This window comes from Affinundibacterium amnicola (assembly GCF_014284275.1).
Classification (GTDB): Bacteria; Pseudomonadota; Gammaproteobacteria; order Burkholderiales; family Burkholderiaceae_D; genus Undibacterium; species Undibacterium amnicola.
On record NZ_JACOFU010000003.1, the window covers coordinates 255918 to 270716 of the forward strand.

Annotated in this window: 11 protein-coding genes; all 11 read left to right on the top strand. The window is 45.4% G+C overall.

The features are described 5' to 3' along the window. Window positions 1-93: 93 nt before the first annotated feature. Window positions 94-903: a cytochrome C assembly family protein gene (locus H8K33_RS09125; protein WP_186890709.1), complete on the top strand. Its 810-nt coding sequence runs from the start codon at window positions 94-96 to the stop codon at window positions 901-903. Further along, a complete protein-coding gene (locus tag H8K33_RS09130; protein ID WP_186890710.1) occupies window positions 900-1187 on the top strand; it encodes a PP0621 family protein in 288 nt (95 codons plus the stop codon). The genes H8K33_RS09125 and H8K33_RS09130 overlap by 4 nt, the downstream gene beginning before the upstream one ends. 35 nt (window positions 1188-1222) lie before the next feature. Then, a complete protein-coding gene (locus H8K33_RS09135) occupies window positions 1223-2971 on the top strand; it encodes a two-component system sensor histidine kinase NtrB (protein ID WP_186890711.1) in 1749 nt (582 codons plus the stop codon). Continuing rightward, window positions 2958-4445 carry a sigma-54-dependent transcriptional regulator gene (locus H8K33_RS09140; protein ID WP_186890712.1) on the top strand — a complete coding sequence of 496 codons (1488 nt, stop codon included), beginning with the start codon at window positions 2958-2960 and terminating at the stop codon, window positions 4443-4445. The genes H8K33_RS09135 and H8K33_RS09140 overlap by 14 nt, the downstream gene beginning before the upstream one ends. After that, window positions 4426-5034: a 1,6-anhydro-N-acetylmuramyl-L-alanine amidase AmpD gene (gene ampD / locus H8K33_RS09145; RefSeq protein WP_222613360.1), complete on the top strand. Its 609-nt coding sequence runs from the start codon at window positions 4426-4428 to the stop codon at window positions 5032-5034. The genes H8K33_RS09140 and ampD overlap by 20 nt, the downstream gene beginning before the upstream one ends. 776 nt (window positions 5035-5810) lie before the next feature. Then, window positions 5811-8741 carry a ribonucleoside-diphosphate reductase subunit alpha gene (locus tag H8K33_RS09150; protein WP_186890713.1) on the top strand — a complete coding sequence of 977 codons (2931 nt, stop codon included), beginning with the start codon at window positions 5811-5813 and terminating at the stop codon, window positions 8739-8741. 154 nt (window positions 8742-8895) lie between these two features. Continuing rightward, window positions 8896-10092: a ribonucleotide-diphosphate reductase subunit beta gene (locus H8K33_RS09155; protein ID WP_186890714.1), complete on the top strand. Its 1197-nt coding sequence runs from the start codon at window positions 8896-8898 to the stop codon at window positions 10090-10092. Between the two features lie 518 nt (window positions 10093-10610). Continuing rightward, a complete protein-coding gene (locus tag H8K33_RS09160) occupies window positions 10611-11456 on the top strand; it encodes a hypothetical protein (RefSeq protein WP_186890715.1) in 846 nt (281 codons plus the stop codon). An 87-nt stretch (window positions 11457-11543) separates the two neighbouring features. Then, window positions 11544-12098, top strand: a complete 555-nt coding sequence (locus H8K33_RS09165) for a YggT family protein (protein ID WP_186890716.1) — start codon at window positions 11544-11546, stop codon at window positions 12096-12098. Between the two features lie 64 nt (window positions 12099-12162). Next, window positions 12163-13605: a DUF4139 domain-containing protein gene (locus H8K33_RS09170; RefSeq protein WP_222613361.1), complete on the top strand. Its 1443-nt coding sequence runs from the start codon at window positions 12163-12165 to the stop codon at window positions 13603-13605. Window positions 13606-13816: 211 nt separating this feature from the next. Then, window positions 13817-14755 carry an exopolyphosphatase gene (locus tag H8K33_RS09175; RefSeq protein ID WP_186890718.1) on the top strand — a complete coding sequence of 313 codons (939 nt, stop codon included), beginning with the start codon at window positions 13817-13819 and terminating at the stop codon, window positions 14753-14755. The last annotated feature ends 44 nt before the right edge of the window (window positions 14756-14799 follow it).

The window sequence follows — 14799 nt, forward strand, 5'->3', positions numbered from 1 at the left end:
TTCATCAGACACCAAGCTGCCAAACGGGAAAAGCGAAGAATGTGCCTTAGCAATCAGGAAAAAAATAAGCTCAACATAGTGTAAACTTCAGTCATGCTAATTTATTTATCTATCGCGGCAGCGCTCTTATATGTGATCTGCCCATTTATTCCCGATCGTCGTAAAGCGTTGGCGATGTCCTTAACCGTACTAGCCTGGTGTGTGCATGGTTTAGCTTTGGGTATGAGTATCTATGCCGAAAATGCTTTACGAATCGGCTTTGCCATTATGTGGTCTGCGGCAATTTGGGTCTCGATCTTAGTTTATTTAGTCGAGAATCGGAATTTTTCTTTAGATGGTTTGCGTGTTCTGATTTTGCCACAGGCAGCGATTACCGCATTATTACCACTTCTATTTCCTGGTAGCTTGGTTCATTTAGGGAACAAGCCTTCGATGTTTCCCTGGCATGTCGGGGTCGCTTTGTTAGCCTATAGCACCTTAACTATCGCTGCTTTCCATGCATTGATTATGTATGTTCAAGATCTGCACCTTCATCGTATGCGTGGTAAGCCTGTGCAATCTTGGTTGGAAAAGGCGCTTGATCGTTTACCCGCGCTATTGAAAATGGAACATATCTTATTTCTGCTGGTAACTTTGGGCTTTATTTTGCTCAGCTTGACTGTGCTTTCCGGAGTGATTTTTTCTGAACAATTTCTTGGCGTGGCATTTAAATGGGATCACAAAACAGTCTTGTCGCTACTGTCCTGGTTGCTGTTTGCGGTTTTGTTAGTGGGACGTCAATGGCGAGGGTGGCGTGGCAAAGCAGTGTTGCGGATTACCTTGTTTGGCTTTTTAAGCCTGTTACTTGCGTATGTCGGTAGTCGCTTCGTGATGGAAGTTGTGTTACATCGGGGCATATTATGAAGTTACTCTTGTGGCTAGGATTGGCGGTATTAGTTTATCTGGCCTTACGAAAAAATTTTCGTTCGAATATTCCGCCGGCGAATCGCCCTAGCGAATCTGCACGACCCAATAGCAATCAATGGGCGGATGAACAGTTCACTTCGAGTACCAACGCAAAGGAGGCTGAAACAATGCTCAGTTGCGCTCACTGCCAGGTGTATTTCCCTGCCTCAGAAGTGGTGGTGCGAGGCGAACTTAATTATTGCAGTGCTGAGCATGCCGATGCTGCTTCAAAAGCGCCATAAAACCTCATAAATTCTGATAACACGTCAACTGTGCAATGATCAAACACGATACCAAATACGTTGATGTTAACGCGACTTTGTGGCGCTCTTTGCAGACGCTCAATATGTCGCGGGTATTGGTCGCACTTGCATTATTACTTTCGCTGAGTTTCAAGTCATTCACTGACTATTGGGTATTTGAACCGACATTTTTACGCATCATAGCGGCAATTTATTTGCTCGCTTCTTTTGGTTTTGTACTGTTGAAATGGAAATGGCAGCAGCGCTTCTTGTTGCAACTGGTGACGCAGGTTGCGCTGGATGTTGTAGTGATTTCTATGTTGTATGCAGGTGCTGGTGGTAGTAAAAGTGGCTTGGTGATTTTGTATTTATTCCCTTTAGCGGGACTAGGTATTTTGGCGCCAATGTTGTTGGCACTGTCTTTTGTCTCAGCGGTTTCTTTATTTCTGTTGTTGGTCAATACCTATCAGGTGCTACAGAACGAAGATAGCAATATTATTTCGCAAGCTGGTTTGTATGGTGCCGCCTATTTTGCGGTGGTATATGTTTTAAATCGCCTGGCCAAAAATTTGATTGGACAAGAAGAATTAGCCAATCAGCGTGGATTTGAATTAGCTTTGCAGCAAGCGATTAATCGCACCGTCATTGCAGATATGGACGATGGCATTTTGGTGATTGATCAAGATGGCTATTTGTTTGAATCGAATCCTGCCGCGGAGCGCATGTTAGGGATTGCAACTGCGCGTTATTCGGCTGATCAAAAACGACGATTAAGTCAAATAACTAGTCTTGAGCCGATAGCTCAGGCCTTAGATAAATGGGCAGATGGTCAGCGCCCGGATACCACAACCTGGCTGCGTAACGAAGGTGCGTCTTTTGTCACGATTCGTCATTTTGTCGAGACGCGGGCAACACTGCCGAATATCTCATCCGCAGAGGCGCCGCATGAAGCAGCTACCCATTTAAAACTGCGATTTGTACGAATTGATGAGGGAGATTTCGATCATCTGGGATTGCGCTTAACGCCTTGCACGATCATTTTTATGCAAAACGTGTCGGAGCTGGAAAATCAGGCACAACAGTTGAAATTAGCATCGATGGGGCGACTAACCGCAAGCATCGCGCATGAAGTACGGAATCCTTTATCATCGATTTCTTATGCGGCTTCGTTGCTGGGTGAGGATGTGCACAATGAAGTACAAGCACGTCGTTTGCTGAAAATTGTGGAAGATAACGTGGCGCGACTGAATCAATTGATTGAAGATATTTTGAAATTGTCGCGTAAAGCCCAGATGAATCTCGCTCCGATTCTGTTAATGGATGAAGTCAGAAGCATCGTGCAAGAGTTTGTTGAGACACGTGGAATCGCTGAAAATATGATTCATCTCAGTGACTCTGGACATTTTCATGTGGTATTTGATCCGGGACATTTGCATGAAGTCGTGACAAATTTGCTCTCCAATGCGGTGCGATATGCAAGCGGCAAACCAGGCTGTATTCGTCTAATCATTAAAATATCGTCAGGTAGTCGTCGTGAATTGCATATCCAAGATGATGGTCCTGGAATTTCGTCGATCGTCAGGTCACATTTATTTGAACCATTTTATACAACCTCCAGCAAAGGTACTGGTTTGGGACTGTATATGGCACGCGAATTATGTTTGAATAATCATGCTGTACTCGATTACGAATACAGAAACGATGATACTCACACCTACGGTATAGAGCCGGGTGGCCGCTTCGTTATTAATTTCTCTTCGAATGAAAATCATGAATCCAAATGAGTTGACGAACACAGCACGCATTCTGGTGATTGATGATGAAGCCCATTTGCGCGAACTATTAGAAATCACACTAATTAAGATGGGCTTAGATGTCGATACGGCAGAGACATTGGAGGTTGCCCGACGACTGTTAGGCAAACACGAATACTCTCTGGTGTTGACGGACATGCGTCTGCCTGATGGCACCGGTTTGGAAATGGTGGAAGAAGTTAGTGCTAACTATAAGTCGACACCGATTGCCGTGATCACGGCGTTTGGCAGCACTGATAATGCGGTTATTGCATTAAAGGCCGGGGCTTTTGATTATGTTTCCAAACCAGTTGCTTTGGACCAGTTGCGAAAATTAGTTCGATCTGCTTTACAAATGCAGGAAGTGAAACCTGCTGAAGAAGTCGCTATTGTTGCGGCAAAGCCCTCAAGCCCGTCCTTCTTAATTGGACAATCGCCAGGCATACAGCATGTGCGTTCGCAAATTAGTCGACTTGCTCGCAGTATGGCGCCAGTGATTATTACTGGAGAATCTGGTAGTGGTAAAGAATTGGCAGCACGTGAGATTCATCGAAATAGCGCGCGAGCAGATAAGCCCTTTATTGCGGTCAATTGCGGCGCGATTCCAGAAAATTTGATGGAGGCGGAATTCTTCGGCTATCGCAAAGGTGCGTTTACTGGAGCGAATGAAGATCGCGATGGATTTTTCCAGGCGGCCAATGGCGGCACCCTGATGTTAGATGAAGTTGCCGATTTGCCCTTGGCAATGCAAGTCAAGTTGTTGCGAGCGATTCAGGAGCGTCGCGTGAGAAAACTTGGCGCAACGGCGGAAGAAGCCGTTGATGTGCGGATTCTAAGTGCGACGCATCAAAATCTTGAGGCCTGCGTCACGGCAGGGAAGTTTCGGCAGGATTTGTATTATCGCTTAAATGTGATTGAGCTGATGTTGCCACCACTTCGTCAACGTTTAAGCGATGTGAATGAGCTGGCGACTGGCATACTGTTGAAATTGGCTACGCCAGGATACCCCATCAGTTTAAATCAAGCGGCATTAACGGCCTTGCTGTCCTATGATTTTCCGGGCAATGTCCGTGAGCTAGAAAATATTCTGGAGCGAGCTGCCGCATTTGCCAATGACGGCTGTATCGATGTGATTGATCTTGGATTGCGTTCGAGCTTCCGTGCTGCGACGCCAACGGAAGTGCAAGCTGCACCAGCTTCAGTTTTACCATTTTCAGATCAGAGTCCAGTTGCAGAAACTGTGCAAGATGACACTAAAATTCAACATCTATCGGTATTTACTAAGCCTGATTTGCCATGTGTACTGCCAGAATATTTAGAGACAATTGAGCGAGAAGTGATACGTGCCGCCTTATTAAAGACACGTAATAATCGCACGCAGGCGGCTGAATTATTAGGTGTCAGCTTCCGACAACTGCGTTACTCGATACAGAAGTTAAAGATCCATGATACTGAAGCGGATTAATCCTTTTCAAGGCGAGATACCAGCTGCTAGCGATTGGCAGATGGATGCACAAGGGTGGTGCCAGCAGGCACAGATTTTGGTGTCGCCCAATTTCGGACCACGTCCTGAAAGTGCCAAGATTGATTTGCTAGTGATTCATAATATCAGCTTGCCGCTGGCAGAATTTGGCGGGAATTATGTGCTCGATTTGTTTCAAAATCAGCTTGATTGCGATGCGCATCCGAGTTTTTCTGATTTGCGTGGCTTGCAGGTTTCTAGTCATTTTTTGATCCGGCGTGATGGACAATTATTTCAATTCGTGTCGGGCTTGGCGCGCGCCTGGCATGCCGGTATATCGAGTTTTCATGGGCAAGATGGGTGCAACGATTACTCAATTGGTATTGAGTTGGAGGGGTGTGACACCAGTCCGTTTAGCGATGCGCAATATCACAGTCTCGAACAATTGACGCATTGCTTGCTGCGACATTTTCCTATTCAATACATTGCGGGCCATCAAGATATTGCACCTGGTCGGAAAACCGATCCGGGGCCGTTCTTTGAATGGGTTAGATATCAGCAGAGCTTGTCCGGATGGGCTGTAGAGCACTAGTTTTTTCTAGGTTTTTTCTTGCTTCCGTACTAAAGCGGGACGCCAATTCAATCTGCATGCATCTTCTCAGTTGCTTCTATGAGTCTCCCTTCGCTAGAATCGCGAACCCATTTCTAGGGCTAACTACTTGTGCCCACATAAAGTGGCGGCGCAAAATAGAAAAATCATGAGCCACTGAAAACAATTGTGGTTTTTTTGTGATTTTTTCTTGTCGCATTTAGACATCTAGATGTGCGCTGCTCACCTCGCTTGATTGAGATTCTCTCTTCTCTTGCACAAGATTTCAGCATTCGATGTTAGTGATCACTCACGTCGTAGTCCGCATAATTTTGTGGGTTTTTCAATGTCAAACAGAAGCAGGTACTTTGCTTGAAATATATCGGGTGATTGTGAAAAAAAGCGGTTGCGCTCTTGCGACTGAGACACTAGAATTAGTGCAAATAAAAATAAACGCACTAGATCTAGTGTTTTTTGGAATGTTTCCCAAAATTATTTTTTTAAGCTGTCTTGATTGAATTGAGTCGAAATTTAGCCAGTATTGGTTTCGATTACAAGAACGCTCTTCATCAACCACATTCGTTTTTTCGTAAGCTCAGGCGGATGGATTGAGGGGGAAATTCAAGACATGTATGAGCCAATTTGAATTGAGGTCGATCATCTGTTGACCTCTTGCAGCACAGCATTTTAGTAGATCTCGCAGTACATAAGCAGATATTCACTTTAGTTAGTCTGACCTCAAATTTAATACTTAATAAGACCCTGAACCTGGAGGCGAAATGCACTCTTCACTAGAAATATCACCATCCCAATCATTTGATGCAGCAGCTGCACAAGCAAGTTTAGAAATGCGCTCGTCCGCACCAACTGCCAGTTTTAGCGACTATCGGATTATTCGTCGTAATGGCGCTGTCGTTGGTTTTGAACCATCCAAAATTGCGATCGCAGTAACCAAAGCATTTTTGGCTGTGAACGGTGGGCAAGGTGCCGCATCTGCAAGAATCCGTGAGTTGGTGGAACAGTTGACTTCAACTGTAGTGAATGCATTGATGCGTCGTCAGCCAAATGGTGGCACCTTTCATATCGAAGATATTCAAGATCAGGTTGAACTAGCCTTGATGCGTTCCGGTGAACATGATGTCGCGCGTGCTTATGTTTTGTATCGCGCCAAACGCATGGAAGAGCGTCGTCAACAATTGGAAGCGCAAGCGGCAGGTAAACCAAGCGCTGCAGTGCCACAAATTCATGTGATCGTCGATGGTCGTCCGCAAGTTTTGGAAATCGGACAAGTGCGCGCTTTAATCAGAGCCGCTTGCGTGGGTTTAGAAAAGTTAGTGGATGCAGAAGCGATTCTGATCGAAACTTTGAAGAATTTGTATGATGGTGTGCCGGTCGAAGAATTGCATAAGTCTGCTATTTTGGCGGCTCGTGCGATGATGGAAAAAGAGCCTGCCTACAGTCAAGTGACAGCGCGTTTGCTGCTGCATACAGTACGTAAAGAAGTATTCGGTAAAGAAGTCGCGCAAAAAGATGCTGCTGAAGAATACCTTGAGTATTTCCCTAAATTTATCAAAAAAGGTATCGAAGCTGGTTTATTAGATGCCAAGTTGGGTCAGTTTGATTTGAAGAAAATGGCCAACGCGCTGGTAGCCGACCGTGATTTGCAATTTGGTTACATCGGTTTGCAAACTTTGTACGACCGTTATTTCTTGCACATTCGCGATATCCGTATCGAAATGCCACAGGCTTTCTATATGCGCGTGGCGATGGGCTTGGCTTTGAATGAAATTGATCGCGAAGCGCGCGCTGTTGAATTTTATAATTTGTTGTCCTCATTTGATTTCATGAGTTCTACGCCGACACTATTTAATAGTGGTACGCAGCGCTCACAATTGTCTTCATGCTATTTGACGACAGTCGCAGATGATCTCGATGGTATTTACGAGGCGATCAAAGAAAATGCCTTGCTAGCGAAATACGCAGGCGGCTTAGGTAATGACTGGACACCAGTGCGTTCTTTGGGTGCGCATATCAAAGGCACGAATGGTAAATCACAAGGTGTGGTGCCATTCTTGAAAGTCGTCAACGATACTGCGGTTGCGGTGAATCAAGGTGGTAAACGTAAAGGCGCAGTTTGTGCTTACCTTGAAACTTGGCATATGGACGTAGAAGAATTCTTGGAGTTGCGTAAAAACACCGGTGATGATCGTCGCCGTACGCATGACATGAATACCTCGAACTGGATTCCAGACTTGTTCATGAAGCGCGTGATGGAAAAGGGTGACTGGACTTTGTTCTCACCATCTGACGTACCTGATTTGCACGACAAGTTCGGTAAATCTTTTGAAGAAGCCTACACCGCCTATGAAGCGAAAGCAGCTAGCGGTGAAATTAAGTTGTCGAAGAAAATCGCCGCTTTAGATTTATGGCGCAAGATGTTGTCGATGCTGTTCGAAACAGGTCATCCATGGATTACCTTCAAAGATCCTTGCAATATTCGTTCGCCACAACAACACGTCGGCGTGGTGCACAGCTCTAATTTGTGTACAGAAATCACTTTGAATACCAATGACAGCGAAATCGCGGTGTGTAATTTGGGTTCTGTGAATATGCCTGCGCATTTGAAAGACGGCAAACTGGATCATGAAAAACTCAAGCGCACCATCACAACCGCGATGCGCATGCTCGATAACGTGATTGATATTAACTACTATGCGGTGAAAAAAGCACGTGATTCGAATTTGCGCCACCGTCCGGTTGGCTTGGGGATCATGGGCTTCCAGGATTGCTTGCACATGATGCGCATTCCTTACGCCACCATGGATGCTGTGCAATTTGCTGATACTTCGATGGAAGCGGTGTGTTACTACGCTTATTTGGCATCAAGTGAATTGGCTAAAGAGCGTGGTCGTTACAGTTCTTATACTGGTTCATTGTGGGATCGTGGCATCTTGCCGCAAGATTCTGTGAAATTGTTGGCAGAAGAGCGCGGTGGTTATCTGGAAGTGGATAGCTCTGAAACTTTGGATTGGTCTATCGTGCGTGAGCATATTAAGCAATACGGTATGCGTAATTCAAACTGCGTAGCGATTGCGCCGACCGCGACAATCTCGAACATTATTGGTGTGTCTGCTTGTATCGAGCCAACTTACCAAAATCTGTACGTGAAATCGAACTTGTCTGGTGAGTTCACCGAGATTAATGAACACTTAGTACGTGATTTGAAAGATTACGGCTTGTGGGACGACGTGATGATCTCTGATTTGAAATACTTTGACGGTAGCTTAGCGAAGATAGATCGTATTCCGGAAGATCTGCGTGAATTGTATTCAACTGCATTTGAAGTTAGCCCGACTTGGTTGGTCGAAGCCGCTTCCCGTCGTCAGAAGTGGATAGATCAGGCGCAATCACTGAATATTTATATGGCTGGTGCATCAGGCAAGAAATTGGATGAGACCTATAAATTGGCTTGGTTGCGTGGCCTGAAGACGACTTATTATTTGCGTACGATCGGTGCAACGCATACCGAGAAATCGACTAGTAAAACTGGTGCATTGAATGCGGTAGCGGTTGACGGCGGTAACGGCGGCTACACGGCTAGCGCGGAAGTTGCGGCAGCGTCAGCGGCACAAGCCGATGAAGCAGATGGCGCAGCATGCTATTTGCGTCCAGGTGATCAAGGTTTTGAAGAGTGCGAAGCCTGCCAATAAATGCGTTGTTTGGTCTCTGTGCATGTATTGTGCAGAGGCCACATCGATAGCATTGACAAGATTTAACCATGTCTTGGCGCTAAGCGATTGAACGCTGAAAATGCTTACACGATGAAGCGCCAAATCATCAACAGTACATCGTAAGGAAAATCACATGCTTTCATGGGATGATGAAGTAGCTCCAGCGGCACCGGCGCCACGCTCGGCCGCACAACCAGGTGCACAAGCACCAACGGCATTTGATCAATATCAAACGCGCTTGCAAACACAAGATGTCGCGTTGAATCCCGCTTTGGTGACTAAGCCAGAAGCGGTCACGCCTGAAGAACTCGGTCGTCGCGTGAATGCCGCTGATAAGCGCATCATCAATGGCCAGACCGATGTGAATCAATTAGTTCCGTTTAAATATAAATGGGCTTGGGATAAATATTTGGCGGGTTGTGCGAATCATTGGATGCCGCAAGAAATCAATATGCAGCGCGATATCGAGCTGTGGAAAAATCCAAATGGCTTGACTGAAGATGAGCGTCGTTTAGTCAAACGTAACCTCGGATTTTTTGTCACTGCTGATTCTTTGGCTGCAAATAATATTGTGCTCGGCACCTATCGTCACATCACAGCACCGGAATGCCGTCAATATTTATTGCGTCAGGCGTTTGAAGAAGCGATTCATACGCATGCATACCAGTACATCGTTGAATCACTCGGTTTAGATGAAGCGGAAATTTTTAATGCTTATAATGAAGTCGAATCAATTCGCGATAAAGATCAATTTCTGATTCCATTTATTGATGCACTGACTAACCCAGAATTCAAGACAGGCACTACGGAAACAGATCAAACGCTATTGCGCTCGCTGATCGTTTTTGCGTGTTTGATGGAAGGACTTTTCTTCTACGTTGGCTTCACACAAATCCTTGCGCTTGGTCGTCAGAATAAAATGATGGGTGCCGCTGAACAATACCAGTACATCTTGCGTGATGAATCGATGCACTGTAATTTCGGAATCGATTTGATCAACACCATCAAAATGGAAAATCCACATTTGTGGACCGCAGAATTTCGCGAGGAAATTAAAGCGTTGTTTTTACGTGCGGTAGAGTTGGAATATCGTTACGCAGAGGATACAATGCCGCGAGGAGTACTAGGCTTGAATGCGCCAATGTTTAAAGGCTATTTACGATTCATCGCAAATCGTCGCGCGCAACAAATCGGTCTCGATGTTTTGTTCCCACAAGAAGAAAATCCTTTTCCGTGGATGAGCGAAATGATCGATCTGAAAAAAGAGCGTAACTTCTTTGAGACCCGTGTCATCGAATATCAAACAGGTGGTGCACTCAATTGGGAATAAATAAGTGGGAATAATTTTTTGTAGTCGAAAGTGTTCAAGACAAGAAATCGTAAAGACAGTAAAATGCGACCAAAGTAATTGAACAAGAAAGGCTTCACAAAACTGAATGAACTTTTTAGACTCATTCGATGTGGTAAATAAAAATAGCGCGACCCCGGCGAGGCTGGGTGTTGCGCTTTTGTGTTTGGAAATTCATCTGGGTGATTTTCAAACTAATTATCATGTGAAGGCTGATGTAAGAATTACATAGTAGAGAATTCCGACGCTAGTTTTTACAAGTAGCGTTTTGGCTGTTGTCATCAATCGTTAAGGTCTGCCTGTTATTAAGAATAAAAAGGGGCAAACGACAAAGCCATATGACCATCTTATTTACCTGCAGGAGTTGATAAGAGGTCGGTGCCGAATTCATTAGCGCAACCAGAAGTCATGTTTGTGCCGATGAATAATCCGCTTACCAGAAAGCGAGCGGATTTTAACTTTAATCTGATTTTTTCCGACTAACGTGAAGGAGAAACAAAATGGCAACAGCACCAGAAGCCAAGAAAGCAGCAGCTAAGCCTGCGGCGAAACCGGCGGCAAAGAAAGCAGCAGCAAAACCTGCGGCGAAAAAAGTAGCAGCTAAACCAGCAGCAAAAGCAGCAGCTAAACCAGCGGCAAAAGTAGCAGCTAAGCCAGCAGCTAAGCCAGCAGCGAAAAAAGCAGCAGCTAAGCCAGCGGCAAAGCCAGCAGCGAAAAAAGTAGCAGCTAAACCAGCGGCAAAGCCAGCAGCGAAAAAAGCAGCAGCTAAACCAGCGGCAAAGCCAGCAGCGAAAAAAGTAGCAGCTAAACCAGCGGCAAAGCCAGCAGCGAAAAAGGCAGCAGCTAAGCCAGCGGCAAAGCCAGCAGCGAAAAAGGCAGCAGCTAAACCAGCGGCAAAGCCAGCAGCGAAAAAGGCAGCAGCTAAACCAGCGGCAAAGCCAGCAGCGAAAAAAGTAGCAGCTAAACCAGCGGCAAAGCCAGCAGCGAAAAAAGCAGCAGCTAAGCCAGCGGCAAAGCCAGCAGCGAAAAAAGCAGCAGCTAAACCAGCGGCAAAGCCAGCAGCGAAAAAAGCAGCAGCTAAGCCAGCGGCAAAGCCAGCAGCGAAAAAAGCGGCAGCTAAACCAGCAGCTAAGCCAGCGGCAAAACCTGCAGCGAAGCCAGCAGCAAAAAAAGCGGCGGCTAAGCCAGCCGCAAAAAAGGCCGCAGCAAAACCAGCAGCGAAAAAAGCAGCAGCTAAACCTGCCGCAAAGCCAGCTGCAGCCGTTGCAGCAGCACCAGCAGAAGCAAAGACAGTTGTCAGTCCAACGGCAGCTTGGCCTTTCCCAACTGGTACACGTCCAGCGTAATTTTCTTACTTGGACGCCTGGTTTTATTCAGGCACAATACCCACTGTGTGTTAATCACCCAGTGGGTTTTTTTTTGAGGAAGCATCCATGTTTTATGAATTGTTCGGATTTGTCATAGAAATCCTTGCGGGTATTTTCGCTGGTTTTTTGTTGTTAAGGTTTTGGATGCAGGCACTACGCCTACGCCCGCCAAGTTCTCTCGGGCAGGCGATTTATCAAATAACCGATTGGTTGGTTAAACCGATACGCAGAGTGGTGCCGGGCTTTGGTGGACTTGATTGGGCGAGTTTGATTGCAGCCTTTCTGGTCGCACTAGTGTCCATCCTACTTGAATCCTTATTTGCCAGTCAGTTTAGTTTTCCAGTCTTATTACTGGCTTCTTTGCTTCGATTATTGCAGTGGATAATTTACGGTTTGATGGCCTTGCTCGTGTTAGAGGCGATTTTAAGTTTTGTGAATCCCTATGCCCCTTTAGCGCCGATTATTCGTGCTTTAAATGAGCCTCTGTTGAAGCCAATTCGCCGTGTTTTGCCGGCGATGGGTGGTATCGATTTCTCAGTATTAGTTGCATTAATTGTTTTGCAAATAGTCAGTCGCGTGTTAATGTCCGCCATCCCGCAACTCTATTTTTATTTGGTGTAACAATGGATTGATGAGGGCTGTGAATCTTCGTTTGGTTCAGTTTGTTTATTTGAAGGAAGGAATAATGATGCGTTATCCACTCAGTTGCGTTTCACTCTTATTAGCATGTTCAGCGAATGTTTATGCGCAAGATACCGAGCAACGCAGTACCTTGAACGATCAGCGTGAAGTCGCTGTGACTATTTATAACGAGAATCTGGCACTGGTAAAAGATTTGCGAAAAGTGAACTTGAAGCGTGGTGCGACGGCATTAGCTTTTCGTGACGTCAGCGCCAAAATGCGTCCAGAAACCGCATTACTCAGAAGTGTTTCTGCACCGGGCAGCTTATCCGTCACTGAACAAAACTTTGATTTTGATTTGCTAACTCCGCGAAAATTATTGGAAAAGTATGTTGGTCAAACAGTGACCATATTGCGTACTCACCCAACGACAGGGGTGGAAACGAGTGAAGTAGCGCAAGTCTTGGCGGCGAATGAAGGTGTGGTATTGAAGATTGGTAACCGGATTGAGACTGGCATTCCAGGTCGTATTGTTTACGATGACGTCCCCGCAAATTTGCGTGATCGTCCAACGCTTGTGATGTCTTTGAATAATACAAGTAATGCGCCGCAAGATATGGAGTTAAGTTACCTGACTGGCGGTTTAGCATGGAAAGCCGACTATGTGGTCGAACTGAATGTTAACGAAGACAAATTAGATATGTCTGGTTGGGTGACTTTAACTAACACCAGTGGCGCCAGCTACCGTAATGCGAAGTTGCAGCTGGTGGCAGGCGATGTGAATCAAGTAAAAGAGAGAGTTGTTGTGTCAGGTAGTCGGGCTATGACGATGGCAGCCGCTCCGGTTGCTAAAGTTGCGGATATGCAGGAAGAGTCTTTGTTTGAATATCATCTCTACACACTAAATCGTCTAACGACGATCGCCGAGAAGCAAACTAAGCAAGTAGCACTATTAAGCGCTTCTGGCGTTCCTGCTCGTAAAGAGTTTTTGTTGCAAGGCAGTGACTATTATTACCAGTCTGCATATGGTGATTTAGGACAAAAAATGAAGATTGGCGCCTTCATTGAATTCGACAATAAAGAAAGTGCACAACTTGGCATGCCCTTACCGAAGGGGGTGATTCGTGTGTATAAGAAGGACAGTAATGGCAATGCACAATTCATCGGTGAGGATAGTGTAGACCATACGCCAAAAAATGAAAAAGTACGTTTGAAACTGGGTGACGCATTTGATGTGACCGCAGATAAAAAGCAAACAGACTTTAAGAAGATCGCCGGTACATCGAAGTACAACTATATTTTTGAAAGCGGCTACGAGATCGTTTTGAAAAATGCAAAAAAAGAACCAGTGACGGTGACGGTTCAGGAACCCATGCCTGGTGATTGGCAGATTTTGAGTAGCAATCATCCACATACGAAGGCGAGTAGTAACACTGCAGTTTGGAAAGTCACTGTTCCAGCGGAAAGCAGTAGTAAACTAGTTTATCGTGCGCAGGTACGTTACTGAAATTGAAATAAAACTGACTTAGGTTCAGACTAAACCTCCATCGTTCAGATGGAGGTTTTTTTATTTGGAATCTAAGTTTTGGAAGCTGAATTGGGCGAAGATCATACCGCGTGAATCGAAACACAACAGCCAAGACTTTCCCCGCAATATTTCTCGAAATCACCAAGCCTTTGGAGTAGACTAGAACTTCCTTCTTATCGAGAGGTGGCTCATGTCTGCAACTTCCCCAAAGTATCGCTTGATTACGCGCAGTGATTTTGACGGCTTGGTTTGTGCGGTTTTACTCAAGCACTTAGCGTTAATTGATGAAATTAAATTCGTTCATCCTAAAGACATGCAAGACGGCAAAGTGGAGGTGAATGATAGAGATATCACAACCAACCTACCTTTTGTACCAGGCGTACACCTCGCATTCGATCACCATTTATCTGAGACCCTACGTAATCCAGGTGAACGCACGAATCATGTGATTCACCCTGAAGCCCCATCGGCTGCGCGTGTGGTCTATGATCACTATGGTGGCGCTAAAGTTTTTCCTGCCGACTGGGACGACATGATGGCCGCGGTCGATAAAGGCGATGCTGCGCAATTTAACCGCGAAGAAGTCTTGAATCCAGAGAAGTGGGATTTGCTGAATTTTTTAATGGACGCTCGTACTGGTTTGGGGCGTTTCCGCGAATTTCGGATTTCTAATTACAACCTGATGATGGATTTGATCGACTATTGTCGTAATCATCGGATCGAAGAAATCATGGAATTACCTGACGTTAAGGAGCGGGTAGAGATTTATCAAGAACACGCGGCAAAGTGCAAAGAACAGATTAGTCGTTGTGCAAAGGTATTTCGTAACTTGGTCGTCTTGGATTTGCGAAATGAAGAAACGATTTTTGCTGGAAATCGCTTTGTGATTTACGCGATGTATCCGGAGATTAATATTTCCATTCATGTACTTTGGGGATTGAAACAGCAAAATACGGTGTTTGCGACCGGTAAGTCAATTCTGAACCGAACCTCGAAAACTAATATTGGCGCTTTGATGCTCGAATATGGTGGCGGTGGCCATGAAAATGCCGGGACATGCCAAGTAGAGAATGATCAAGCTGAGGCTGTGCTTGCGCAATTGATCAGCCGCATTAATCTTGATGGTTAAAGCTTAATTCTTTTAGCTTGCATCAGACTGCATCATTTGCGTGG

Bases quoted from the DNA above. Each gene is read 5' to 3' on its own strand.
- H8K33_RS09125 (WP_186890709.1), top strand. From the start codon at position 94: ATGCTAATTTATTTATCTATCGCGGCAGCGCTCTTATATGTGATCTGC.
- H8K33_RS09130 (WP_186890710.1), top strand. From the start codon at position 900: ATGAAGTTACTCTTGTGGCTAGGATTGGCGGTATTAGTTTATCTGGCC.
- H8K33_RS09135 (WP_186890711.1), top strand. From the start codon at position 1,223: ATGATCAAACACGATACCAAATACGTTGATGTTAACGCGACTTTGTGG.
- H8K33_RS09140 (WP_186890712.1), top strand. From the start codon at position 2,958: ATGAATCCAAATGAGTTGACGAACACAGCACGCATTCTGGTGATTGAT.
- ampD (WP_222613360.1), top strand. From the start codon at position 4,426: ATGATACTGAAGCGGATTAATCCTTTTCAAGGCGAGATACCAGCTGCT.
- H8K33_RS09150 (WP_186890713.1), top strand. From the start codon at position 5,811: ATGCACTCTTCACTAGAAATATCACCATCCCAATCATTTGATGCAGCA.
- H8K33_RS09155 (WP_186890714.1), top strand. From the start codon at position 8,896: ATGCTTTCATGGGATGATGAAGTAGCTCCAGCGGCACCGGCGCCACGC.
- H8K33_RS09160 (WP_186890715.1), top strand. From the start codon at position 10,611: ATGGCAACAGCACCAGAAGCCAAGAAAGCAGCAGCTAAGCCTGCGGCG.
- H8K33_RS09165 (WP_186890716.1), top strand. From the start codon at position 11,544: ATGTTTTATGAATTGTTCGGATTTGTCATAGAAATCCTTGCGGGTATT.
- H8K33_RS09170 (WP_222613361.1), top strand. From the start codon at position 12,163: ATGATGCGTTATCCACTCAGTTGCGTTTCACTCTTATTAGCATGTTCA.
- H8K33_RS09175 (WP_186890718.1), top strand. From the start codon at position 13,817: ATGTCTGCAACTTCCCCAAAGTATCGCTTGATTACGCGCAGTGATTTT.